Source organism: Vibrio sp. 1-1(7) (assembly GCF_013048485.1).
GTDB classification, from domain to species: Bacteria; Pseudomonadota; Gammaproteobacteria; order Enterobacterales; family Vibrionaceae; genus Vibrio; species Vibrio fujianensis.
Map to the genome: position 1 here is coordinate 295,526 of NZ_VHSP01000001.1, position 24,606 is coordinate 320,131.

Here is a 24,606-nt window from a genome sequence, read left to right on the forward strand (position 1 = left end):
ATGAATGCAGCGCTCTATAGCATTAACCATAAAGTGATCAGTTGGATGGTTGTATTATTGATGATGGTTGGAGGGGTTATTTCTTTCACGAGTTTAGGACAACTTGAGCAGCCTGAATTTACCATAAAAACAGCCTTAGTGATTACTAACTATCCGGGGGCAAGCTCGGAACAGGTAGAAGAAGAAGTGACGCTTCCATTAGAAGATGCGATTCAGCAGATGTCACAGATAAAGCACATAACGTCAATCAATAGTGCGGGCTTATCTCAAATCGAAGTAGAAATTAGCGATCAATATGATAAGCATAGTTTACCGCAAGTATGGGATGAATTACGGCGTAAAGTGAACGATACGCAAGGTACGATGCCCACTGGTGTTAGCCCCTCGGTAATTGTTGATGATTTTTCTGATGTTTATGGTTATCTACTCAATCTTACTGGAAAAGATTATAGCTATCGAGAATTGCATAATTTTAGTAATTTATTACGTCGAGAACTGGTATTAATACCTGGGGTAAAAAAAGTTTCCGTTTCGGGTATTCCACAAGAAATAGTCGTAGTAGAAATAAGCCAGCAAAAATTAGCGGCTTTAGGGTTAGAGCCGGATTATATCTACGGGCTATTGCAAACTCAAAATGTGGTTTCCAATGCAGGAAAAATGCTGGTTGGTGATTATCGAATACGAATTCATCCAACAGGGGAATTTGTTGATATTACCGAAATGAAAAATATTTTAGTCAGCCCTGCGGACAGCCAACGATTAATTTATTTGGGGGATATTGCTAATGTATATCGAACGACCACAGAAGCACCAAGTCAAATTTATCATAACAATGGAGAAAAAGCTTTATCGGTCGGTGTTTCTTATTCTTCTGGCGTGAATGTGGTCGATATTTCTCGGGCAATTAGCCAACATCTAGAATCATTATCATCTGAAATTCCAGTCGGAATGCAACTTAATGTCATCTATGATCAAGGATCAATTGTGGATAAATCCGTTAGTGGATTCATCATTAATCTTGCTCAGTCTGTTGCGATTGTGATTCTCGTTTTGTTGGTGTTTATGGGGTTAAAATCCGGGCTTTTGATGGGGGCCGTCTTAACGATTACTATACTTGGGACATTTATTGTCATGAATGTATTTGGTATTCAGTTACAGAACGTTTCACTTGGCGCATTAATTATTGCTCTCGGCATGCTAGTTGATAATGCAATTGTTGTTACTGAAGGTATTATTATTGGTATAAAAAAAGGATTAAGTCGTAGGGAGGCGGCTAGTCGTATTGTTAAACAAAGTCAAGGGCCGCTATTAGGTGCGACCATCATTGCGATTATGGCTTTTGCGCCGATAGGCCTTTCATCAGATGCTACGGGAGAGTTTTGTGCCTCTTTATTCCAAGTATTGCTTATATCATTATCAATCAGTTGGTTGACGGCAATTACAATTACTCCTTTCTTTTGTTATTTACTTTTTAAGGATGGAGATAAAAATAATGCTGAAGAAAACCCTTATAACGGAGTCATTTTTAATATATACGATAAAATATTATCGTCTGCAATGCGTTATCGTTTTTTGAGTTTGATCACCGTTTTCCTGATGCTCATTGCTGCTGTAGTCGGCATGACAAAAGTAAAAAGTGTATTTTTCCCAGCATCTACAACACCTATTTTTATGGTCGATATTTGGATGCCAGAAGGCACTGATATCCTCAGTACTGAGACGTTAGTCAAGCGTATTGAACACGACTTATTACCTATTTATGATGAACACGGTATAGTGAATATTACCTCGGTGACCGGGCAGGGAGCGCAACGTTTTGCATTAACCTACCAGCCAGAGAAAACGTATGCTGCTTACGCTCAATTACTACTTGAGATGAGAGATTTAGAAAATCTAGCCCAGTTTTTACCTTGGCTAGAGCAATATTTAAGAGATACTTATCCGGAAGCTGAATATCGAGTAAAAAAAATGGAAAATGGCCCATCTCCAGCGGCGAAGATAGAGGCAAGGCTGTATGGGGATGATCCTATAATACTTCGAAAATTAGCAGAGCATGTTAAGGTTATCTTTGATCAAGAATCTGACGCAGATAATATTCGTAATACTTGGAGAAATCAGAGTTTATTTATTCGACCACAAATTGATTTAGCTCGGTCACGTGAAATTGGAATTAGTAAGCAAGATCTAGATACCGCTTTACTACGCAATTTTAATGGTCAACAAATAGGTATTTATCGGGATGGTTCACACCTATTACCGATAATTGCTCGTTCCCCGGCGAATGAACGTAAACAGGCTAATAGTTTAAATGAGTTACAAGTTTGGAGTTCTAAATATCGTGATTTCACACCGATAACCCAACTGATTAGCCATTTTACTAGTGAGTGGGAAAACCCCATCATTATGCGTCGTGATAGAAAGAGAGTGATTACGGTATTAGCTGATCCGGCAACTTATAGCCATGAAACCGCTGATTCATTACTCAAAAAAGTACGTCATAAGGTTGAGGCCTTAGAGTTACCTGCTGGCTATACACTGGAGTGGGGCGGTGAATTTGAAACCTCTTCTGAAGCGCAGCAAGGATTAGCTAGCTCTATCCCCATGGGGTATTTAGCCATGTTTTTGATTACCGTTTTACTGTTTAATTCGCTACGACAGCCGATTGTTATTTGGTTGACCGTACCGCTTGCGGTGATAGGCGTAGCTTTTGGTCTACTAGTATTAGATGCTCCTTTGAGTTTTATGGCAATTATAGGAATGCTGAGTTTAAGTGGGATGATTATCAAAAATAGCATTGTATTGGTTGATCAAATTAACGTGGAATTAAAAGATGGTAAACCGCCTTACCAAGCTGTTTATCAATCAGCGGTGAGTCGGGTTAGGCCTGTTGGGATGGCGGCATTAACGACGATGTTAGGAATGGTTCCTTTACTTTCAGATCCTTTTTTTCAGTCAATGGCGGTAACGATAGTGTTTGGTTTAGGTTTTGCCACGGTGCTTACCTTGGTTGTTTTACCTGTGATTTATACGATTATATATCAGATTAAAGTAGAATATTTTGTCACCAGCTAATCTTTCAATGCATATCGTCGTCCGCGCTGCTTAGCGAGGTTGAGTACGTTCTTGCTTTTCTCTTAACACTAACTTACAACGATGCAAATTGGCTTCAAACCATCTTGCATCGTTGTTTTAGCATACAAGATGGTTGTGGATAATCAACGACGCAAATTGTAATGATTTCAATATGGTATTTTGCTACATTGACCAATCTTTTTGATGACTTAATTTTTGCGATATGAATAACTTTATATTGATAATAAGCTTAATAATAGCGATTGTTTCTCTTGTTGCTTTAATTAGTTTTAAAGCTGAAAAAGACACAGCTAAATCTAAACTAGAAAGTTTACCCCAAGATCTTCAACCAACGCGTCATACAACGTTTGCGGAAAGAAATGCGTTAAAAACTAAATTTAATTTCGAACCTAAAGATACTCAAGTATATGAAATTATTGGTGAAATATCCAAGTCGGTATTGAAGAAAAATGGTTTTGCCACAGAGCAATTTTTCACTATAAATGGATATTTGGTCGATATCCCTTATACCGCTCAGCCATACCTACAACCCGAAGAAAATATTGTTGAAGTGATATATGAAAATGATGAAGCTTGGCTTATTTCATTAAATAACGTTTGGTATATCACAGAGGACGCTACCGAACAGAAAAATCGAGAACTTAATCATAAAAAAATACATAATGCTGAAATAGGTCAATTAAAAGAAAGCAACATCAAAATAACCGGTAAACGTGAAGCCAACGCTTCTGAACATCAGCAATTAAAACCCACCGGCTTGGGTATGGGCAGTATGATCGCAGTACTGCTGAACATGTGCTTATTCTTATTGTTATTCGACTCGCGATATCCTGCTCTGGCAACAGCCACTAGCTTATTTCTCCTTCCTTTGAATTATTGGCTTTTTATTCGAATGCGTCGCGCTCACTCTAAACCTGTGATGGTGACTAAAATGAATGGAAAAATTTATAGTCTAGAAGAGAGTGGCGATGAGCTTCTGGTATATTTTCAGCCGCCTCAATTAACGATGGCTAGCTCATACGCTTACTATGCACCCATTAAATGGAAAAAGGAAATCGAACGGAAAATAGATCATTTTGTTAATTTTGAGGTGTATCCTGAAAGAGAAAAACTAGTTTCTATCGATAAAAATTTATCGCTAGCCGCCGATCAGCCGGAAGCAAGGCCGCAAGTTACTCCTCATGTTAGCATGTTAATTGCTATTTTAATCTTCGCTCAAATTGCATTTAATATGGTCGAAAAACCTATTTTTGATGCGAGTTTGCAACAAATTTGGCACGAGAGAAAGATTACCGCTAATGGGGCTTCTGAGTTGTTAGAACAGCATCCCAATATAGGTGAAAAAGTGGTGTTGTCTGGTCATCGGCAATGTTTAAAAACAGAAAAAAACCACTGGGATGGCTTTGATCCTGTTTTATGCCAACGTTTTTATTTACTTGATCACGCGTTACCAACATTGAGTGTGCCAGATAGTGTAGAGGAAACTAAATTAGCATTTATTAATAACTACAATAATGCCAATCTTACTCCAGAATTAAATGCTAATACTTATTATCGCCTGACTGTTCTGGCATCACTAAATAAGCAGACCATCAGTGCCAGAAAAGATATTCGAGGTTTAAGTGGTCGATATTTCAAAAAGATGACAGAATTATTTGCTCCTATTTGTGACTACTCGGAGCATTGTCCTCAATTTAAAGAAGAGTTAACTAAACAGTGGCAGAAGTTATTAGCGGATTTACCAAATCCGAGCACTTGTTCGGCTGAGCAATGTTGGCAACAAATGGTATCAGATGAGTATGAAACTGCCTATTTGGTGACTCATAAGCGTGAAACTTATCCGCTAGAACAGGCCATGGCATTAGTTTATAAAGAGATTAGCCAGCAATTGGTTGATAACCACTTGAGTCATCCACTCTCTGAACCAGCAGTGTTGATTCATTTAGCAAGCGCTACCCAGGTTCCTCCTAAGCTTGAAAAATTATATGACCAATTAAATGCCCAATTTAGTATCGATGGGTTGACCACTTTCCGTGAATACCTCAACCAAGTGTCAAATTTTAGCGAGATACAAGGTGTGGTTATTTCTGCAAGAGCCACAGCCGATAGCCTCGAATTGGTGCTAGAAACCGACTTGACCCAACAAGATTTCATGCAGCAGTGGCTGGTGTTAGCATTGTTATTCGTATTGCTAGGCCTCGCTGCTATACACTTTACACGTATGGTTTGGCTAATTGTTTCAACCCCCCCAAAATAAGGTGAGTAAAACTTAGCTCTCCTTTCTACTGAAAATTGCTGTGGTATCGGTTCTTCCCAATCACCTCATTTTACGATGTGATTGGGAATGTTGGTGATAGATAGCTAAAAATCCTGCTGATGATCGTCGACCGCCGCTTGGGAATGTGTGATGCAGTGTGTAGCTAAGTGCTGATAACTCTTTTGCATCGTGAGCACAAAATCCTCTGCATCCGTAAAGCCGCTTAACGGTTCACCAATGACAACGTCACAGTTGAAAGGTACCAACATCGCGGTTCCTTTGGGCAGGGAGCGACCTAATCCACGCATCACCACCGGTAACACCGAACGTTGTGGATGATGTTTGACTAAGTGATAAATTCCCTTTTTTAAGCCACTCATAATTTCCGGCTCACCACGACTACCTTCAGGGAAAATAATTAGAATGTCATTTTGTTCTAGCGCGTCATGACAGGCTTGTAGCACGGTATCGCGCTCACTGCTTGAAGGCGTTCGACGGATCGGAATGATGCCAATAATATTGAGTGATAACCAAGCGACAAATGGATTAGCCAGAAAATAGTCGGCCGCAGCGACAGGGCGAACTCGATGAATTAAGTGTAACGGAAAAAGAGCCATCAGGACTAAGGTATCCAAATGACTATTATGGTTCGCTGCGATAATGATCGGGCCTTGGCTCGGTAAATGTTGTCGTTGCAAGACATTTAATCCCAAACCAATAAACACAAGGGGTTTGACGATCAATAAAAAAAACAGCACTTTGAGAAGACGCGCCATACACACCTCAGTAGTAAAGGTAATAAAGATAGTGGAAGAACAACGGCGCGGTAAACATCAAACTATCGATACGATCCAAAATTCCTCCATGTCCTGGGATAAACTGACTTGTGTCTTTAATCCGCAGATCACGTTTCACCGAAGAAACAACCAGATCCCCAATAAAGCCACTCAAAGCAATAATCAGACCCGCCACAAGCCCTTGATTGGCCGTCAATGGGGTTAAATAAGGGGCAACGAAATACGAAGAGAGTGTGACGGTTAACGTGCCGCCAATAAAACCTTGCCACGTTTTATTGGGGCTCACTTTGGGAACGATTTTATGCTTACCGAAACTTTTCCCCCACACATATTGTGCGACGTCGTTAAATTGTGTCATGACTAATAAAAATAACAGCATACCCACAGTTCCTGCGTCGGGGTTCAAGCTGGGTAAAACCAGCAAGTATGCCATATGACTGATACAAAAAACGGTTAACATCATCGCCCAGTGAATGATACCAGCAGAGCGGATAAAGCCCTTGGTATCACCAATGAAAACCATAACCATGGGTAGGTAAAGGAAGACATAAACCGGAATAAAAATAATGAACATGCCGTACCAGCCCATTGAGAGCCAGTAATATTGAAACGGAATAGATAAATATGCCCAAAAAATGACTCGGCGATCCGTCATTCGTGTCGGTACGATGGATAGAAATTCCTTGAGTGCCATAAAACTCAAAAAGCCGACGAAAAACAGCGTGTAATTGAGTGGCAACTGCAACACGATAAAGACAATAGCAACCATCCACCACCAAGAGCGGATGCGCAGTTTCAGCTCAAGATAATCTCGTTCTGGATGGCGACGTGAGAGCCACAAATAACACACGGTGCCTGTGATTAAAGCGGCTAAAATGGCCAACATGACATGCAGTGAGTGCTGCGGAAGATGGAACATAGTCATTCACCTTGTTCGTTAGGCCACGAGAGGCGCGTTGCATGAAATTGGTAGATGTGCTGTAAACGACGTTTGATGGTCACAATTAGGCCAATCAACATCACGGCTAACACCGCATCCATGGTATAGATAAAAAAGGCTGGCACTTCATCAAATAAGGATAAGGCTGCGATAAACAGTAAAGTAAAAGTTAAGAGCGCCATTCGATGTTGTTTGGCCATCGGCCCTTGGAAATCGGCTTCACCTCCCATGCTGACGCCTAAAACTCGGATATATGCGGTTAACACGGCGAGTAAAGCGCAAAGCCAAGCCAGCGTCATACCCATCGCCGAAGCGGTGGCAAATCCCGCACCAATAATGAATAACGGATCGGCAATCCGGTCAGGAACATCATTAAAAAGTTCACCGGCGGGGGTCTTTTTCCCGCCTTCGACGGCCACCATGCCATCAAATAAGTTACACAGTAAGCGCGCCTGAATACATATCGCGGTCAGGATTAACCAAAATGATGCGGGCATCTGACGATATATCATCAATATCAAACACCCCAGTAGCGCAAAAGCAATACTCATCAGTGAAATTTGGTTAGGGGTAATCTGCTTCCGACTTAACCAGATGGCGATGCCCTTGGTGACTTTAAGCTCCCTTACCGCGAGAGGACGACGATTTTTTTCATCAGTGTTGTTGGTATTCATAGAACCTCGTAAAAAATAATCATTGCTATACCCTTCCTACTTGAAGCTGCAGGGGTGTTGGCTACGTTCTTTCACCCCAATCACATAGCCTGTCTATGCTCATGGGGATTCACTCACTTGCCGCCTACCTGCAACTCCAAGTTGTTTGGGTATAGAAACAGTTAAAGTGATGTATTGGTTTGGGGGTATCGTTACCAGCTACTTGATGAGCCACCGCCGCCAAAACTACCGCCGCCGCCACTAAAGCCACCACCCGAGTTGCTACTCGAACTGCCCGAACTACCCGAACTGCTTGAACGACCTGAACTGTACGAGCCATGGCTTGAACCACCACCAAAGTTGAACCAACCCTCCGGTATCGCAAGGAAGGCCGCTCCCATTGCGGCACTGATTAGCGCGGTGTATGCCTGATCTTCCAACCCAATGAAAAAAGAAAATAGAACCATGATCATGGCACCGACAAACATACGGGCAACTAAGCCACGGTCGCCAATAAAAGCGAACACGATCTGGCGTAAAATAATGGCGACTAGGATCAATGGGCTTAGTAATAGAATGACGAGAAAAATTTTGCCTAAGCTAAACCCCTCACTTTTTGTAGAAGGTGGTGGCAAGGCTTCGCCATCAATCAATTGAATCAAGGCATCAACACCGGCATGAATACCGCCGAAGAAATCGCCTTGTTTAAAATGCGGGCTCATGTATTCACGCTGGATTCGCGCAGATGTGGCATCTGGGATCGCGCCTTCAAGGCCATAGCCGACTTCAATTCGGTAACGTCGATCATCTTTAGCGATTAACAGTAACACACCGTCATTTGTTTCTTTACGGCCAATTTTATTTGCTTCGGCTACCGAGAACGAATAACTCTCAATGGTTTGTGGGGCAGTGGTGGGAACGATTAACACCACCAATTGTGCTCCTTTGCGCTTTTCTAATGCCACTAATTGTTGGTCGAGTTGTTCGATTTGCGCCTTGGTCAGTGTATTCGTTTGGTCGGTAATATGCCGCTTAAGTTGTGGCGGCTCTGTAGCATAAGAAAAGAGCGAAATGGATAGCATAACGATCAAGCTGACGGTTTGAATCCATTGGCGTGTTAACGTTGGGTTAGTTTGTGATAGGCGCATGATGATCACCGAAGTTGACCGTAGGGGAAAGGGAGATTTTCTTTTCATTTTCGACACTAAAGTTTGGTTTCACTTCATAACCAAAGAGTGCTGCCGTGAGGTTGTTCGGGAAAATACGTATTAAGGTATTATATTGTTGAACCGTTTGAATATAACGATTTCGAGCGACCGTTACGCGGTTTTCAGAACCTTCAATTTGAGCTTGCAGGTTTTGGAATAAACTATCAGCTTTTAGGTTAGGGTAACGTTCACTGACGACCATCAGGCGTGATAATGCATTGGATAACTCACCTTGAGCTGCTTGAAATTGTTGCAATGCTGCTGGATCATGGAGCGAAGACGCATTGATTTGCATATTACCAACTTTTGCTCGGGCTTGAGTCACTTCAATTAATATTTTCTCTTCATGTGCCATATAGCCTTTCGTCGCATTGACCAAGTTCGGAACTAAGTCTGCTCGACGTTGATATTGGTTGATCACTTCAGACCATGCTGCGGTTACCGCTTCGTCTTGACGTTGAATATCATTGTAACCACAACCCGATAAGTTTATCGATGTTAACAGCACTAAGAAGATGTATAAATATTTCACAAGTGTTCCTATTTTTGTTTTATTGTAGATGAACGGAATAATCGATTTTGGCGGATTTTTATACAGCTAACTAACTTGACGTCGCAGATCGGTGCAATTTGTTTGGGTATAACACCGCTACTGTTTCAAGTAAGGAGAGTCTAAATTGCACAAATAAACCAATGTGTGTGTTGACCTGTATAGGAGCCTATTCATTCGCCCGCAATCTAGCAGATGATGAAAACTTATTCAACAAGTTGAATTTTACTTACCACCATCAGCAGATTTTGTTGCATCATTGAGTTCATTCGCCGGGTGGTAACTGGTGGGAGTGGTGGACACTTTATACCTTTTCTATTTCAAGCTGTCGCAGTGTTGGTTACGTTCGTTCAGCCCAATCGCATCGTCTACCTATCCGATTGGTGGACTGACTCACTTGCCGCCGACCTGCAACTCCAAGCAACTCCAAGTTGTTTGGGTATGGATGGCTGTATTAATAAAAAAATAATTTAAGGTTACGATTTTATGAAAAGTTATGTCTACCTTATCATCTTAACACTGTGCTTTAGTATAGCTCGAGCCAGTGATGAAAATGTTGGAGATTTAATTGTATTATCATATAAAGAAACTCAAGATGAGAAAATAAAAGATTTCCAAGGCGATGGGTTTCTCATTTCTTTCCAGAAAGAGAGTATCGTCAAACAAGCGGGCCTCAATGATGGTATTCTTAAGGCATTCATAACAATCGCTGGTAAGCGACGTTTATTATTTGAACAAAAAGATTTTAATCCATATGGACAAGATGTGTTTGTTTTTTCTTGTAAAACATCAGACAGTAATTTGAGGCTTTTTATTCAGACAAGATATGCAAGCTCAGATAATACCACCCCTTGGTTTATTCAGTTTACTCCATATGTTTTTATTCTTGAATCTGGCAAGGTAAAAAGAGATTATAATTTCGAGAATAAATATTTCTATGGTGGTGATTATTTTACTAGAAGAATAATCGATGACGAGAAAATAATAGTTAAATACCCATTTTATACCGCTGAGAAAGTAATCGAAAGGTTTTATAAATCTAAACTATGCAGTGAGAATGATAATCCGGGTTTAAATCCGTCATTCCGCACCTAATTTAGCCAGTTTTACTTTTTCTAGGTCGGTGAAGGGGGCTGCTTCGATAAACTAAGCTAGTATCAGTCAGGATAAGACATTAAGAGAATGCCACCCCTTCATATAGCTAGGTGCTAGGTTTAGAGACAAAAAAAGACGTCCTAGGACGTCTTTTTTTCTGGAATTTGGCTCCCCCTGCGGGACTCGAACCTGCGACATACGGATTAACAGTCCGCCGTTCTACCAACTGAACTAAGGGGGAATCAATTGTTGTTGCGGATGTTAGCGACTGGCATTCAAAGTGTCAACTCATACGGTGTGAAAAAAATAGTTTTTTTTTACATTAAGGACTTTACTTTTCTGTATCCCTTATCCTGTTTGGCCCCAATTTACTTATCCACCAAATTTGTGGATAAGTGTGTTGATGGTTGTTGGGTAATTATTTCTTTTCTATTTTTATTTTTATGTTTTAGCAGTGTAATCGATTTCTTTTCTGCTTAAGTATCTGTTTTTAAGGGTTTTTATTGCTTTATCAACAGATAAGAAAAGTGGGTGGTTAATAGCGTGAAATATACAAATTTTAGATGTATTTAAGAGAAATGGGGAAAACCAGTGGATTATTTACAGGTTAATGCCGGGGAGGAGTATCACTAGGGTTGAGGATAATAGCAAAGTAAAAAGAGGTTGGCTACGATTTGTTGTGAACTTTTAGCGATCTACCACGCAAGATTTTTCTGTAAGAGTCAGCGTTTTTATTCTTTTGTTACTCGTTAAGATGGCCGGTTTAGATTTGAACGGACGCGCTGACTTTATTGAGCGAACACTATCCTGCTGGAGAGAAAAGCATTCAGCTATTTTAAACGTTAATGCAACACTTTTACTTGCTAGTCAAGGCTGGGATGCGGAGAATATCCGGTATAAAAATCGCTAACATGGAAAGATGATAATGAGCAAAGCATTTGAGTTGGTTTCGCACTATCAACCTTCGGGAGATCAGCCCGCAGCAATTCAGCGCCTGTTAGAAGGGATTGATGCAGGACTCGCGCATCAAACATTATTGGGTGTCACCGGATCGGGAAAAACCTTTACGTTAGCTAATGTGATCGCTCAAGCGCAGCGTCCGACGATTTTATTAGCACCGAATAAGACCCTAGCCGCTCAACTGTATGGAGAGATGAAAAGTTTTTTCCCACATAATGCTGTGGAATATTTTGTTTCTTATTATGATTATTATCAGCCTGAAGCTTATGTTCCGACAACCGATACCTTTATCGAGAAAGATGCTGCCGTTAATGCCCATATAGAGCAGATGCGTCTTTCTGCAACCAAAGCGTTACTCGAACGAAAAGATGCCATTATCGTGGCGTCGGTCTCTGCCATTTATGGTTTGGGCGACCCTGACTCTTACCTGAAAATGATGCTGCATTTACGTCGTGGTGATGTGCTCAATCAACGTGACATGCTTCGTCGTTTAGCTGAATTACAATATACCCGTAATGAAATGGCATTTGAGCGTGGTCAGTTTCGAGTCCGAGGCGAGGTCATTGATATTTTTCCTGCTGAATCGGAACAAGAAGCCGTTCGTGTAGAGATGTTTGATGATGAGGTGGAATGCATCAGTTTATTCGACCCGTTAACGGGAGCCATTAAGCAGCGTGATTTAGCGCGTTATACCATCTACCCTAAAACGCACTATGTTACGCCTCGAGAGCGAATTCTGGAAGCCATTGAGCAGATCAAGCAAGAGCTACAGCTTCGTCGTCAATACTTGCTTGAACATAATAAGTTACTGGAAGAACAGCGCATTACGCAACGGACTCAGTTTGATATCGAAATGATGAATGAATTGGGTTTTTGCTCTGGTATCGAAAACTATTCTCGCTATCTGAGCGGCCGTAGTGAAGGCGAGCCGCCACCCACGCTTTTTGATTATTTACCTCATGATGGTCTATTGGTAATCGATGAATCACACGTCACGGTGCCACAAATTGGCGCAATGTATAAAGGGGATCGTTCACGTAAAGAAACGTTAGTTGAATTTGGATTCCGCCTGCCTTCTGCGTTAGATAATCGACCATTAAAATTTGAGGAGTTTGAAGCGCTCGCACCACAAACGATTTTTGTGTCCGCGACCCCGAGTCAGTATGAGCTAGAAAAATCGGCTGGTGAAGTGGTTGAACAGGTGGTTCGGCCCACAGGGTTACTCGATCCGGCACTGGAAGTTCGCCCGGTTACGACTCAAGTGGATGATCTGCTATCAGAGATTCGATTACGTTCAGTAAAAAATGAGCGAGTTTTGGTCACGACGTTAACCAAACGTATGGCTGAAGATCTCACCGAATATTTGCATGAACATGGGATAAAGGTGCGCTATTTACATTCAGACATTGATACTGTTGAGCGAGTTGAGATCATTCGTGATTTAAGGCTTGGTGTGTTTGATGTTTTGGTGGGTATCAACTTATTACGAGAAGGGTTAGATATGCCAGAAGTCTCTTTAGTGGCCATTTTAGATGCCGATAAAGAAGGCTTTTTGCGCTCTGAACGTTCATTAATCCAAACGATTGGTCGCGCGGCTCGACATCTGGAAGGGAAAGCCATTCTTTATGCTGATACCGTAACAAAGTCGATGAAAAAAGCGATCGATGAAACCGAACGTCGCCGAGAAAAACAACGTGCCTATAACGAGAGCATGGGCATTCAGCCACAGGCTTTAAAGCGTAGTATTAGCGATATCATGGAGCTAGGCGATGCGACTAAGGCACGTAAACAAAAAGTGAGCCGGGTGGTGCCTTTGTCGAAAGTCGCCGAAGAGAGAGCTGAATATAGACACTTAACCCCTCAACAACTAGAGAAAGAAATCTTAAAATTAGAAGGACAAATGTACCAACACGCACAAGATCTTGAATTTGAGTTAGCGGCGGCTAAGCGAGATGAAATAGAAAAATTGCGGCAGCAATTTATTGCGAATAGTTAGCACATGATACGAATCGTTAGTGCGGGGTAAAGGCAAAAAAATAGCCAATAGAAAAAGGTCTATTGGCTGATATAGTATGAATATAGTATTCACTAACAACGTCAGTTGGCTAGGTGACCCGTTAGGGTCGCTTTTAAATAAGCATTTTTCATGCCAAGTATAAAATTGCTGGTTTATGAGGATATTACGCGACATTGACCGCTCATTAATAACAGAATAGCAATATGAAATTTGCAAAATGCAACTCTTAATGCAATGATTAATCAAAATGCAAATAATAAATGGCTGGGTTATGCAACACACTGAGAATCACTTCAAATCAAAACATCTACTTATGGTCGAGGATACCGTTTCGGTTGCTGCGCTGTATCGTTCCTATTTAACGCCATTAGAAATTGATATCACGATTGTTGGTACCGGACGCGATGCCATTGAAAGTTTAAATCAACGTAAACCGGACTTAATTTTACTTGATTTGCGCTTGCCAGATATGACTGGGATGGATGTGTTGCGAGCGGTCAAAGAGCGTTCACCGGATGTGCCTGTTATTTTTATGACCGCGCATGGTTCGATCGATACCGCAGTGGAAGCGATGCGTTATGGCGCTCAGGACTTTTTAATTAAACCCTGTGAAGCGGATCGGTTACGGATTACCGTGAATAATGCAATTCGTAAAGCTTCTAAATTAAAAAATAATCCTAGCCATGCGAATAATTCTAGTTATCAAGGGTTTATTGGCAGTAGCCAGACCATGCAATTGGTGTATCGAACGATTGATTCTGCGGCCAGCAGTAAAGCCAGTATTTTTATCACGGGAGAAAGTGGTACCGGAAAAGAGGTCTGTGCCGAAGCGATCCATGCGGCGAGTAAACGTGGCGAAAAACCGTTTATTGCCATTAACTGTGCCGCGATACCAAAAGATTTAATTGAGAGCGAATTATTTGGCCATGTCAAAGGCGCATTTACTGGCGCTGCCGTTGATCGGCAAGGTGCAGCAGAGCTAGCGGATGGTGGCACTCTGTTTTTAGATGAATTATGCGAAATGGATTTGGACTTACAAACCAAGCTATTGCGCTTTATTCAAACCGGGACTTTTCAAAAAGTCGGCTCCTCAAAAATGCATAAAGTTGATGTGCGTTTTGTGTGTGCGACCAACCGTGATCCTTGGAAAGAAGTTCAAGAGGGGCGTTTTCGCGAAGATTTGTACTATCGATTGTATGTCATTCCTCTCCATTTGCCGCCACTAAGAGAGCGAGGGGAGGATGTGATTGAAATTGCTTACTCATTGCTTGGGCATATGGCCAAAGAAGAAGGAAAGGAATTTGTTCGTCTCTCTCCTGAAGTCATTGAACGCTTTAAGCATTACGAATGGCCAGGAAATGTACGCCAATTACAAAATGTGTTACGTAACGTGGTGGTGCTTAATAATGGGCAAGAGATTACCTTGTCTATGTTACCGCCACCGTTGAATTTACCGAGTACTCAAGAACGTTTAGTGTCTCAAACGATGGAATCTGTGCTTTCTGTGCATGATATCTTTCCATTATGGGTGACAGAAAAACAAGCGATAGAACAAGCCATTAAGGCGTGTGATGGTAATATTCCCCGCGCTGCGAGCTACTTAGATGTTAGCCCATCAACAATTTATCGTAAGTTACAAGCCTGGAATGAAAAAGAGCAAGAGCGAGAGAAGGAAAGGTAATCGCCCATGGAATGGATCAACCGCAATAAGATTGAGCGCTTATCACAAGAGATTGGTGCAGAAAACTTGCCACTCTTAATCGAGATATTTTTAAGCGAGCTATCCACATATCAGAAAAATTTATCTGATGAAAAAAATGCAGGACGGCTCGCTTACTTGGCTGAAATTAGTCATGCCTTAAAGAGCAGTGCTGCTAGCTTTGGCGCTGATAGACTGCATGCAAAGGCTCAAGCGCTTGACCATCAATTCAAGCAAGGGATAGCCATAGACGAGGCTATTGAAGTGGCGAGTATGATTGATAAACTCAAGCATACGGCCCATCATTATGAGCAATTAAGCAATTAAGCAATTAAGCAATTAAGCGATTAATTGCTCTTCAATCGCTTGACGAAGCTTGACGCGATCGTGTCGCCAGTCACGGTTGGGTGAGGCGAGGTCACGAGTGATGCAGTTCCACTTATCCAGTAATTCAGGGTGAGGTTCGGCTCCAAGAATCACATCGATTTCACGTGCTTGGCAAGCTCGTTCACACCATTCGAGTTTTTTGGCCAAACTCATTCGCCCTGCTGGCCCGTATTCTGGCGAGAGGTTTTCCACAAAGATAAGTTTAGCTTGAGTATTATTGGCAATAGCGTGGCCGATTTCTGGTAACAGCAATGGTGGCATTACACTGGTCAGAAAGCTGCCTGGGCCAAGAATAATGGCGTCAGCATGCTCAATCGCGTGGACACCTTCCCGAGTCGCCGGGACTTCTGGGTCAAGATCTAGTCTTAACAAGTCTTGCTGCATTTCATCGACGCTTGTTTCCCCTGTGACCCATTTCCCTTCCGTCGATAGTGCGGTTAAATCTGCAGGGTGTTCAGACATGGGGACGATATTCACATCGACTTTTAGCATGTTGCGGATAAGGTTGATCGCATCCAACGGCCTGACCGAGAGATGGTCAAGTGCCGTCAGCATCAAGTTTCCTAGATTATGCCCATTTAACTCACCCGCGCCTTTAAATCGGTACTCAAACATCATTGAGCTGATCGATGGCTCGGTAATTAACTGATTAATACAGTTACGAGTATCTCCCCACGCAATACCACCTTGGCAATGACGAATGCGCCCTGTCGATCCACCGTTATCGGTTGTGGTTACAATCCCAGTTGCGTTGCTGCCAAAAACGTTTAATGCCGCCAATACTCGGCCTAATCCGTGACCACCGCCAATGGCGACCACCTTTTTATGTTTATAGAGGCTCATACATTTCTTCTTATGCCCTGCGATGCCTTAAAATTTAGAGTAATTCAGCGACAGATGGTACTCATTTTCAGGTAATTTGAGTGACAAGTAAGTTTTTTTCGTGCTGGTACTGGAATCACACACCAATATTAAGTATTTTAGCGCCTAGCTGCAATTGAGAGGATACTCTGACCTCTTTAGTTGCCATAACTCCGAGCTTAGTGTTGCTAAGTCTATAATGATAAGTGACATAAGCCAGTGACTTCACGTCACAAGGGCCTAACTGGAAATGGTTATGCCTCCCGTATTTGGAAAGGTGTTCCGTGGCGCAACAATTTGAAGATCGATTTCAACGCAAGTTTTATTATTTGCGTTTGTCTATTACAGACGTCTGTAATTTTAAATGTACCTATTGTTTACCCGATGGTTATCAACCTTCGGGGAAAAAGAATTCCTCCTTTTTAACCTTGCCTGAAATCCATCGCATTGTCAGTGCCTTTGCTCACTGTGGTACCTCTAAAGTCAGAATTACTGGCGGAGAGCCAAGCTTACGTAAAGATTTTACTGAAATCATACACACGGTTGCCGGTGAGAAAGGCATTGAAAAAGTCGCAACGACGACCAATGGCTATCGTATGGCAAAGGGAATTGACGAATGGAGACAAGCTGGGCTGACGGATATTAATGTCAGTGTCGATAGCCTTGACCCTCGTATGTTTCAACAAATTACCGGTGAAAACCGCTTTTATCAAGTCATGCAAGGGATTGACCGTGCCTTCGAAGTTGGCTTTGAGCAAGTCAAAGTCAATGTGGTATTGATGAAAAATCTCAACGCACAAACGATGCCGCAGTTTCTGGCTTGGATTAAACATCGCCCGATACAACTTCGATTTATTGAACTGATGCAAACGGGGGAGATGGACTCGTTGTTTATTCAACATCATGTGTCTGGTATTGCGTTGCGCAATCAACTCATCGCTGATGGGTGGCAACTTAAGGCTCGCGGTAAAAATGATGGGCCAGCCCAAGTTTATCGACATCCTGACTATCAGGGTGAAATTGGGCTGATTATGCCGTATGAGAAAAACTTCTGCCATAGCTGTAATCGCTTACGTATCTCAGCTCTTGGCAAGTTGCATTTATGTCTATTTGGTGACCAAGGCGTTCAATTGCGCGATCTGTTGCAAGATGATGAGCAGCAATCAGCATTGATTCAACGTATCCAAAGACAACTACAGAATAAATCCGTAAGCCACTTTTTGCATGAGGGGAATACGGGAATCACACCACATCTTGCTTCTATCGGTGGATAGTGGTGTGACTTAGGGTCTGTCGACCTTTCGAACAAAATTTAATCGCGAAAGGTCAACAGACCCTAGCAACGAATAAATAGTGAAGGTGAATAAATGGGGCATGCAGAAAGTAAATTTCAACCGGCGAATATTGCCGTATTAACCGTGTCAGATACACGGACGGAAGACAATGACACCTCCGGCCGTTATTTAGCGGATCAACTTATAGAAGCGGGACATCAGCTAGTTGATAAACAAATTGTCATTGATGATATGTATCAAATTCGTGCCATTGTCTCCCAGTGGATTGCTGACGAGCACGTTCAGGTTGTTTTGATTACAGGAGGTACAGGGTTTACTTCGCGTGACAGTACGCCAGAAGCATTAAAACCCTTATTTGATAAAGAGGTTGAAGGTTTCGGCGAGCTATTTCGTATGGTGTCATATGAAGAGATCGGAACCTCTACTATCCAGTCTCGTGCTGTGGCTGGGTTTGCTAATCATACGGTTATTTTTGCCATGCCCGGTTCGACCGGAGCGTGTCGAACCGGCTGGACAAAAATTATTAAACAGCAGTTGGATGCCAGCCACCGTCCTTGTAATTTTATGCCGCACTTGAGCCTATAAAAGGGAGCATGATGAACCAGTTTAGTCATATTAATGCCAGTGGTGAAGCTAACATGGTTGATGTCTCTGCCAAGCGAGATACTGAGCGAGAGGCCAGAGCAGAAGCTTATGTGCGCATGGCACCTGAAACCTTGCAACTGATCATTTCGGGGCAGCATCATAAAGGTGATGTATTTGCAACGGCGAGAATTGCCGGGATTCAGGCAGCAAAAAAAACTTGGGATCTCATTCCGCTTTGTCACCCTTTATTGCTGTCAAAGGTCGAAGTGAATCTTGAAGCTTTAGTACATGAAAATCGAGTTCGTATCGAGTCGGTGTGTAAATTAGCAGGAAAAACCGGGGTTGAAATGGAAGCATTGACCGCAGCCTCTGTTGCCGCATTAACGATTTACGATATGTGTAAAGCGGTACAAAAAGATATGGTGATTGAACAGGTTCGTTTACTTGAAAAAGTGGGCGGTAAATCAGGACACTTTAAGGCAGAACAATGATCAAAGTACTTTTTTTTGCACAAACTCGAGAATTGCTCGGGTGCGATCAAATAGAGCTTGAGGCTCGTTTTGAAACGGTAGAAGCACTTCGTCATTATTTATCTCAACAAGAAGGCAAGTGGCCACTTGCCTTACAGGCTGATAAATTACTTGCCGCTGTTAATCAATCGATTGTCCCAATGATGCATCCTTTACAATCGGGAGATGAAGTCGCTTTCTTTCCACCGGTAACTGGAGGCTGAACAGCATGAATTCAAACGTTTCCGTTCAATATGACGATTTTTCTGTTGCTGATGAATACGCCGCTTTAGCACAAGGTAGTGGCGCTGGCGCGATTGTGACTTTTGTCGGCAAAGTGCGTGACATGAATTTAGGCGATGATGTGGTTGGGCTGCATTTAGAGCATTACCCCGGTATGACGGAAAAAACACTGGAGGCTATTTGTGAGCAGGCCCTGAGTCGTTGGCCTTTACAAAAGGTTCGAGTCATTCATCGAATTGGTGATATGGATGCCGGTGAGCAGATTGTCTTTGTTGGCGTTACCAGTGCTCATCGCCATGCTAGTTTTGAGGCTTGCGAATTTATTATGGATACATTAAAGACCCAAGCACCTTTTTGGAAAAAAGAGCGCACCACGCAAAGTTCCCGTTGGGTTGAGTCACGCGACTCCGACCATCAAGCCGCCCAACGCTGGTAGCCATTGAGTTTGCCAGCGTGTGCTGGCTTCCTCTTATCGACGATTCACCCCCCTTCTCTGGCCAGTCACTACTGGTATCGTTAGTTTCTCAGATAAAAAATATTGATTTCTATTTAGTAAAATCAAGAAATTAGTCAACACTTACTGTATAGGCGTAGTTCATGACGCAAGGAGACAGTAATGGATTCATTGAAAGTAAGAGACTACATGACCGTTCAAGCGGTTACCTTCAGCCCCGATATGTCACTGAGTGCTGCTCTTGAACGAGTCATGCATTCTCGTCATTTAGGGGGGCCAGTCATTGATGAGCAGAAACGAGTTATTGGGTTTATATCTGAACAAGATTTACTCGATAAACTGATTAAAGTGAGTTATTTCTGTCAAGATACCCACATTGTCAGTGACTGTATGCATCAAGAGGTGCTTTCTGTTTCACCCGATACGTCGATCATTGAACTCGCGGATATGATGAAAGTCGGTAAACCGAAAGTGTATCCAGTCGTCGAACAAGGTAAGTTGGTTGGCATCATTACTCGGCGTGATGTGTTGCTGGCGATAGCGAAAAATTTAACCGCGTGTTTCAAGAATCCGGTTTAGTTTTACCTTAATTTTTTTTAATTTCTTATAATTTCTTAATTTATTGATAACAGTTAAATTTGGAGATGATGCCCATAGGTTTATGGGCATTTTTTGATTAATTATTTTATCTCATTAAGGTCTTGACCTTGGAGTTAACTCTAAGGTTTATGCTTTATACATACTCAGTCAAGGAGCTTTATTTATGTGTGTAAAGCATGAAGGTTGTTGTGCTACTCAGCCATCTGATTTTGATCAAGCGTCGACAGCGTGTTGTTCCACAAACCTGAATCATGCAGGGCAGCATGGTGTTACGTCCAATAGTACCTCTTGTTGTGGTGGACGTTGTTGTGAAAGCACTGCACTCGAAGAGGAAGAGCCTATTATAGCCAAGGCGTTGTATCAGCAAAGCTGGCAAGTCGTGGGGATGGATTGTCCATCTTGTGCGAGAAAAATAGAAACGGCTTTGCAGAAAGTGACTGATGTTGTTGATGCAAAAGTTCTGTTTACGACGCAAAAATTAATTGTGCAATTTAACCAAGCGGAAACCGCGAATCGTGTAGAGCAAGCGGTCACCAATGCTGGATTTGCGATTCAATCGTCAATGAAGGCAGCATCGGATCAAGGGCAACAATCAGTACCCTGGTGGTTACAACCAGACAACCTCCGTATTGGCACTATTGGTGCTGCAATGGCGATAGGAGCTATCGCTGCTCCGTGGTCAACAGAGTGGGCGATGTGGATCTTTACACTAACTTGCCTATTCGGCCTGTTCCCGATTGCAGGAAAAGCCTGGAAATTGGCCCAGTCGGGAACGCCTTTTGCCATTGAAACCTTGATGACCGTGGCGGCTTTGGGGGCTTTATATTTGGGTGAAACGGCTGAAGCGGCTATGGTGTTGTTACTCTTTTTGATTGGTGAACGGCTAGAGGGAGTGGCCGCGGCCCGTGCTCGCTCAGGCGTACAGGCTTTGATGGCGCTAGTCCCTGATATGGCAACTAAAATCGATCAGCAAGGTCAGCGAACGGTAGTTTCAGCCCAGCAATTGCAACCCGGTGATAGGGTCGAAGTGGCTCCGGGGGGACGCCTACCCGCCGATGGTACCCTGCTGGATCCGGTGGCAAGCTTTGATGAAAGCGCACTCACGGGGGAGTCGATTCCTATTGAACGGCAGCAAGGTGAGGCTTTATTCGCTGGGGCTGTTGTCGTCGATCGAGTGATTCAGATGGGAATTACCTCTCAAGCTGGAGAGAATGCAATTGACCGAATTTTGCATTTAATTGAGGAGGCTGAGTCACGTAAAGCACCGTTGGAACGTTTTCTCGATACGTTTAGTCGCTGGTATACTCCGCTGATGATGGCCGTGGCTTTGGCTGTTGTGGTGCTTCCTCCTTTGTTGTTCGCGCAACCTTGGGAAACTTGGACATACCGAGGTCTAGCATTGTTATTGATTGCCTGTCCATGTGCGTTGGTTATTTCGACGCCAGCGGCCATAACCTCAGGCTTAGCGGCAGGTGCTCGACGAGGAGTATTGATTAAAGGCGGAGCAGCATTAGAACAACTTGGTCGGATTCAAGTCATGGCGTTTGATAAAACGGGAACGCTCACGCAAGGAAAGCCGCAAGTCACCGATATTATTGATCTGATCGCATCTGAACCTACTTGGTTGAGCGCGGTTGCTGCGATTGAACAAGGGTCAACGCATCCACTCGCGACATCATTAATTGAAGCGGTCAAGTGTCGCGGATATTCAATGAGCACGGCTATCGATAAACAAGCGTTGATTGGGCGAGGGATAACCGGTGTCGTTGATGGGCAACGTTATTCTTTATTATCGCCGAATAAATTGCCAAGAGCATTAGATTCGTCGCTTCAAGCCCAGATCATTGGTTTAGAGAATGAGGGAAAAACGCTGGCGATAGCGGTTAAAGATCAGCAGCCGGTCGGCATTATCGCATGGCAAGATACATTAAGAGATGATGCCAAAATCGCGATTGCGCAGCTGAAACAACTGGGTATAAAGAGCATTATGCTCACGGGGGATAACTCCCGTAGTGCTGCCGCCATTGCTCAGACGTTATCCATTGAATACCAAGCTGAGTTGTTACCACAAGATAAAGTTACCTTTATTGAACAACTGGCTGAGCAACATCAGGTCGCGATGGTGGGTGATGGGATTAATGATGCCCCCGCGATGAAACAGGCGAGTATCGGTATTGCCATGGGGGGCGGTACCGATGTTGCGTTAGAAACCGCAGATGCCGCCTTAACGCATAATCGACTGTTAGGGTTAGCCGGTATGATCCAGCTTTCACGGGCAACCCTGAATAATATTCGTCAAAATGTGACGTTAGCTCTTGGCTTGAAAGGCATTTTTTTGGTCACCAGCTTACTGGGTATTACTGGTTTATGGGTTGCGGTATTAGCCGATAGTGGCGCAACGGCATTAGTGACGTTAAATGCTTTACGCCTATTACGTTTTAAGCCCGCGCGTGATACTTCTTGGTAAGAGATTACTCGTGTGATCACATGGTTATCTAGCGTTGATAGGAATCTTTATTACATAAACATAACAAAAATGTGTGATGCAAATCGGTTTCCTTTGAAATTTCTGTTTTTGTTACTCGTTTTGTTGTGATGGCTATCACTTATTGTTGCTGGTGAGTGGGCTAGAGTAGCGCTGTACCCAATACTAACGATGCGCAGAATAAGCCGCGATGAAGGAGTTACTTATGTCTCAAGCTGTATTTCACTTAGGTGTTACTCAGGCCGATTTGAATGGGGCCACGTTGGCCATTATTCCCGGGGATCCCGCACGAGTACAAAAAATTGCCGAATTAATGGATAACCCTGTCTTTTTAGCCAGTCACCGTGAATATACGCTCTATCGTGCTGAGCTTGATGGCCACGCTGTGGTGGTGTGCTCAACCGGGATTGGAGGCCCTTCAACGTCTATTGCTGTTGAAGAGTTAGCGCAATTAGGTGTTCGAACTTTCTTGCGGGTCGGAACCACTGGCGCAATTCAACCTCATGTTAATGTGGGGGATATGATTGTGAGTACCGGTTCGGTTCGCCTTGACGGTGCTAGCCTGCACTTTGCCCCAATGGAATTCCCAGCGGTAGCTGACTTTGACGTTGCGACTGCCATGAAAGCAGCGGTACTGGAAAGCGGTGCAACCGTACATATGGGAGTGACGGCATCAAGTGATACTTTTTATCCAGGCCAAGAACGTTATGATACCTTCACCGGACGTGTCGTTCGCCGTTTCCAAGGTTCGATGAAAGAATGGCAAGAAATGGGCGTGCTTAACTTTGAAATGGAATCCGCCACTTTATTAACCATGTGTGCGAGTTCTGGGTTAAAAGCTGGCTGTGTGGCGGGGGTGATCATTAACCGGACACAAAAAGAGATCCCTGATCATGCAACATTGAAAGAAACGGAAGCGCGTTCTATTAGAGTGGTGGTCGAAGCGGCTCGTAAAATGCTCAAATAAATAATCGCTTCAAATCCATAAGCACCGAATTCACGGTGCTTATGGATCGCTTTAAGAGCGTTAAGCCAGAACTAATTTAGGTAATGGTAGGTATAAGCTCTCTGTTAGATCCGTTAACATTTGATCGTACACGTCGGCGATACTCAGTGAAATTTCTGAGGTGAGTTGATAAAAAGCTTCAGGTTCCATAATGAATGCCTGCGCATCTTGTAACTCCGTTAAGCGATGCATCGCCTGACCACCGGCTGGTGATGCAATAGACAACGGGCTAATGAGTGCCAACTGGTTGAGTTTTCGATGCACAACTCCGCAATAATATTTTAGCCGAGCGCGCCCTTCCTCGGTATGCATCTCCTCAATGCACATCCGTAGTTGAGTTAATGCATCCATGCTGTCAAGTACTTGTTGCCAGTTCATATGATATTCATCACTCAAATCTTCTCGGTTCGACTCGACTAGCCAAGCCAACATGACTTCATCTAGTAAGAATAAGCAGTGACGAATCGCTTTACCATGCAGCATTTGGTTACGAGAAATGCTTCGCTTTTGCCAATCATTGGCTAGCCCTTTCAATGTCAGCTGTAAAATCCGATAGATAGGTTTATTATCAAAATGTGCAGTGGCAACTAAACGTTCTGAATTCTCTTCAATCTGTTGCTGTAAGTGTTGTAATTCTGTCGACCGGTCTTGGCCAAACATCAAGCTGTGATGTGTAGCACTACGATGCTGACGACATAAGAAGAGTAACTGTCGTAAATTGATTAATAAGGTGTATTTCCGCTGTAAAGCCGACTCTTTTTGTTGGGTAAATAAGTACATCAAATACAAAACGGCGATAGAGATAAGCATTGAAATAAAAACAAACATAAGCGACTCCTTGTTTATGTTAGTCACCATTAAAGGAGTTGCATGCTTGATGCCAATATTTTATGGCTAATAAATCAATAGCTT

At 42.9% G+C, this 24,606-nt stretch carries 21 protein-coding genes, 1 tRNA gene and 1 riboswitch; of the genes, 14 read left to right on the forward strand and 8 right to left on the reverse strand.

Features of this window, described 5'->3' with window-relative positions; genetic code table 11:
• A complete protein-coding gene (locus FKN05_RS01510) occupies positions 1–3,072 on the forward strand; it encodes an efflux RND transporter permease subunit (RefSeq protein ID WP_099611410.1) in 3,072 nt (1,023 codons plus the stop codon).
• 223 nt (positions 3,073–3,295) lie between these two features.
• On the forward strand, positions 3,296–5,350 hold the full coding sequence (locus FKN05_RS01515) for an IgaA/UmoB family intracellular growth attenuator (RefSeq protein WP_170886682.1): 2,055 nt from the start codon (positions 3,296–3,298) through the stop codon (positions 5,348–5,350).
• 104 nt (positions 5,351–5,454) lie between these two features.
• Here the strand turns inward: FKN05_RS01515 and FKN05_RS01520 are convergent, their stop codons facing one another.
• From FKN05_RS01520 to FKN05_RS01540, 5 genes are all read right to left on the reverse strand, one after another.
• Positions 5,455–6,126 (reverse strand): lysophospholipid acyltransferase family protein, encoded by a 672-nt coding sequence (locus tag FKN05_RS01520; RefSeq protein WP_099611408.1) that lies wholly within the window; start codon positions 6,124–6,126, stop codon positions 5,455–5,457.
• A 7-nt stretch (positions 6,127–6,133) separates the two neighbouring features.
• Positions 6,134–7,066: a phosphatidate cytidylyltransferase gene (locus tag FKN05_RS01525; protein ID WP_161427412.1), complete on the reverse strand. Its 933-nt coding sequence runs from the start codon at positions 7,064–7,066 to the stop codon at positions 6,134–6,136.
• 2 nt (positions 7,067–7,068) lie between these two features.
• Positions 7,069–7,761 (reverse strand): CDP-alcohol phosphatidyltransferase family protein, encoded by a 693-nt coding sequence (locus tag FKN05_RS01530; protein ID WP_170886683.1) that lies wholly within the window; start codon positions 7,759–7,761, stop codon positions 7,069–7,071.
• Positions 7,762–7,952: 191 nt separating this feature from the next.
• Entirely contained in the window at positions 7,953–8,888 is a 936-nt protein-coding gene (locus tag FKN05_RS01535) for a TPM domain-containing protein (RefSeq protein WP_170886685.1), read from the reverse strand.
• Positions 8,869–9,480 carry a LemA family protein gene (locus tag FKN05_RS01540; RefSeq protein WP_099611407.1) on the reverse strand — a complete coding sequence of 204 codons (612 nt, stop codon included), beginning with the start codon at positions 9,478–9,480 and terminating at the stop codon, positions 8,869–8,871. Before FKN05_RS01540 ends, FKN05_RS01535 begins: the two co-directional genes overlap by 20 nt.
• A gap of 504 nt (positions 9,481–9,984) precedes the next feature.
• Between FKN05_RS01540 and FKN05_RS01545 the strand changes: the two genes are divergently transcribed.
• Complete coding sequence (locus tag FKN05_RS01545; RefSeq protein WP_170886687.1) at positions 9,985–10,593, forward strand: hypothetical protein; 609 nt, start codon at positions 9,985–9,987, stop codon at positions 10,591–10,593.
• Positions 10,594–10,758: 165 nt separating this feature from the next.
• Here FKN05_RS01545 and FKN05_RS01550 read toward each other — a convergent pair.
• Positions 10,759–10,834, reverse strand: a tRNA-Asn gene (locus FKN05_RS01550).
• A 684-nt stretch (positions 10,835–11,518) separates the two neighbouring features.
• On the opposite strand from FKN05_RS01550, the gene uvrB reads away from it, so the two are divergent.
• The 3 genes from uvrB to luxU all read left to right on the forward strand — a co-directional run bounded on the left by uvrB (position 11,519) and on the right by luxU (position 15,596).
• Positions 11,519–13,549, forward strand: coding sequence for an excinuclease ABC subunit UvrB (gene uvrB, locus FKN05_RS01555; protein ID WP_161430546.1), 2,031 nt, complete (start codon positions 11,519–11,521; stop codon positions 13,547–13,549).
• A 292-nt stretch (positions 13,550–13,841) separates the two neighbouring features.
• On the forward strand, positions 13,842–15,251 hold the full coding sequence (gene luxO / locus FKN05_RS01560) for a quorum-sensing sigma-54 dependent transcriptional regulator LuxO (protein ID WP_099611657.1): 1,410 nt from the start codon (positions 13,842–13,844) through the stop codon (positions 15,249–15,251).
• Between the two features lie 6 nt (positions 15,252–15,257).
• Positions 15,258–15,596, forward strand: a complete 339-nt coding sequence (gene luxU, locus FKN05_RS01565; RefSeq protein WP_170886689.1) for a quorum-sensing phosphorelay protein LuxU — start codon at positions 15,258–15,260, stop codon at positions 15,594–15,596.
• A gap of 12 nt (positions 15,597–15,608) precedes the next feature.
• Here luxU and FKN05_RS01570 read toward each other — a convergent pair whose 3' ends face one another.
• Positions 15,609–16,499, reverse strand: coding sequence for a YvcK family protein (locus tag FKN05_RS01570; RefSeq protein ID WP_170886691.1), 891 nt, complete (start codon positions 16,497–16,499; stop codon positions 15,609–15,611).
• Positions 16,500–16,676: 177 nt separating this feature from the next.
• A riboswitch (molybdenum cofactor riboswitch) is annotated at positions 16,677–16,813 on the forward strand.
• On the opposite strand from FKN05_RS01570, the gene moaA reads away from it, so the two are divergent.
• The 8 genes from moaA (at position 16,802) to udp (ending at position 23,655) form a co-directional block, all read left to right on the forward strand.
• Positions 16,802–17,791, forward strand: a complete 990-nt coding sequence (moaA, locus tag FKN05_RS01575) for a GTP 3',8-cyclase MoaA (protein ID WP_170886693.1) — start codon at positions 16,802–16,804, stop codon at positions 17,789–17,791. Its footprint overlaps the riboswitch before it by 12 nt.
• Before the next feature lie 93 nt (positions 17,792–17,884).
• Positions 17,885–18,397 carry a molybdenum cofactor biosynthesis protein B gene (gene moaB, locus FKN05_RS01580; protein WP_099611383.1) on the forward strand — a complete coding sequence of 171 codons (513 nt, stop codon included), beginning with the start codon at positions 17,885–17,887 and terminating at the stop codon, positions 18,395–18,397.
• A gap of 11 nt (positions 18,398–18,408) precedes the next feature.
• Positions 18,409–18,888 carry a cyclic pyranopterin monophosphate synthase MoaC gene (gene moaC / locus FKN05_RS01585; protein ID WP_099611382.1) on the forward strand — a complete coding sequence of 160 codons (480 nt, stop codon included), beginning with the start codon at positions 18,409–18,411 and terminating at the stop codon, positions 18,886–18,888.
• The gene (gene moaD / locus FKN05_RS01590) at positions 18,885–19,130 is read left to right on the forward strand and encodes a molybdopterin synthase sulfur carrier subunit (RefSeq protein WP_099611381.1); all 246 of its coding nucleotides are present in this window, start codon (positions 18,885–18,887) and stop codon (positions 19,128–19,130) included. Before moaC ends, moaD begins: the two co-directional genes overlap by 4 nt.
• Before the next feature lie 5 nt (positions 19,131–19,135).
• Positions 19,136–19,585 (forward strand): molybdopterin synthase catalytic subunit MoaE, encoded by a 450-nt coding sequence (gene moaE, locus FKN05_RS01595; protein ID WP_099611380.1) that lies wholly within the window; start codon positions 19,136–19,138, stop codon positions 19,583–19,585.
• A gap of 180 nt (positions 19,586–19,765) precedes the next feature.
• The gene (locus tag FKN05_RS01600) at positions 19,766–20,182 is read left to right on the forward strand and encodes a CBS domain-containing protein (protein WP_099611379.1); all 417 of its coding nucleotides are present in this window, start codon (positions 19,766–19,768) and stop codon (positions 20,180–20,182) included.
• 184 nt (positions 20,183–20,366) lie between these two features.
• On the forward strand, positions 20,367–22,670 hold the full coding sequence (locus FKN05_RS01605) for a zinc/cadmium/mercury/lead-transporting ATPase (protein WP_170886695.1): 2,304 nt from the start codon (positions 20,367–20,369) through the stop codon (positions 22,668–22,670).
• A 223-nt stretch (positions 22,671–22,893) separates the two neighbouring features.
• On the forward strand, positions 22,894–23,655 hold the full coding sequence (gene udp, locus FKN05_RS01610) for a uridine phosphorylase (protein ID WP_099611378.1): 762 nt from the start codon (positions 22,894–22,896) through the stop codon (positions 23,653–23,655).
• 60 nt (positions 23,656–23,715) lie between these two features.
• On the opposite strand, the gene FKN05_RS01615 is transcribed toward udp, so the two are convergent.
• Complete coding sequence (locus FKN05_RS01615; RefSeq protein ID WP_099611377.1) at positions 23,716–24,522, reverse strand: hypothetical protein; 807 nt, start codon at positions 24,520–24,522, stop codon at positions 23,716–23,718.
• Between the last annotated feature and the right edge of the window lie 84 nt (positions 24,523–24,606).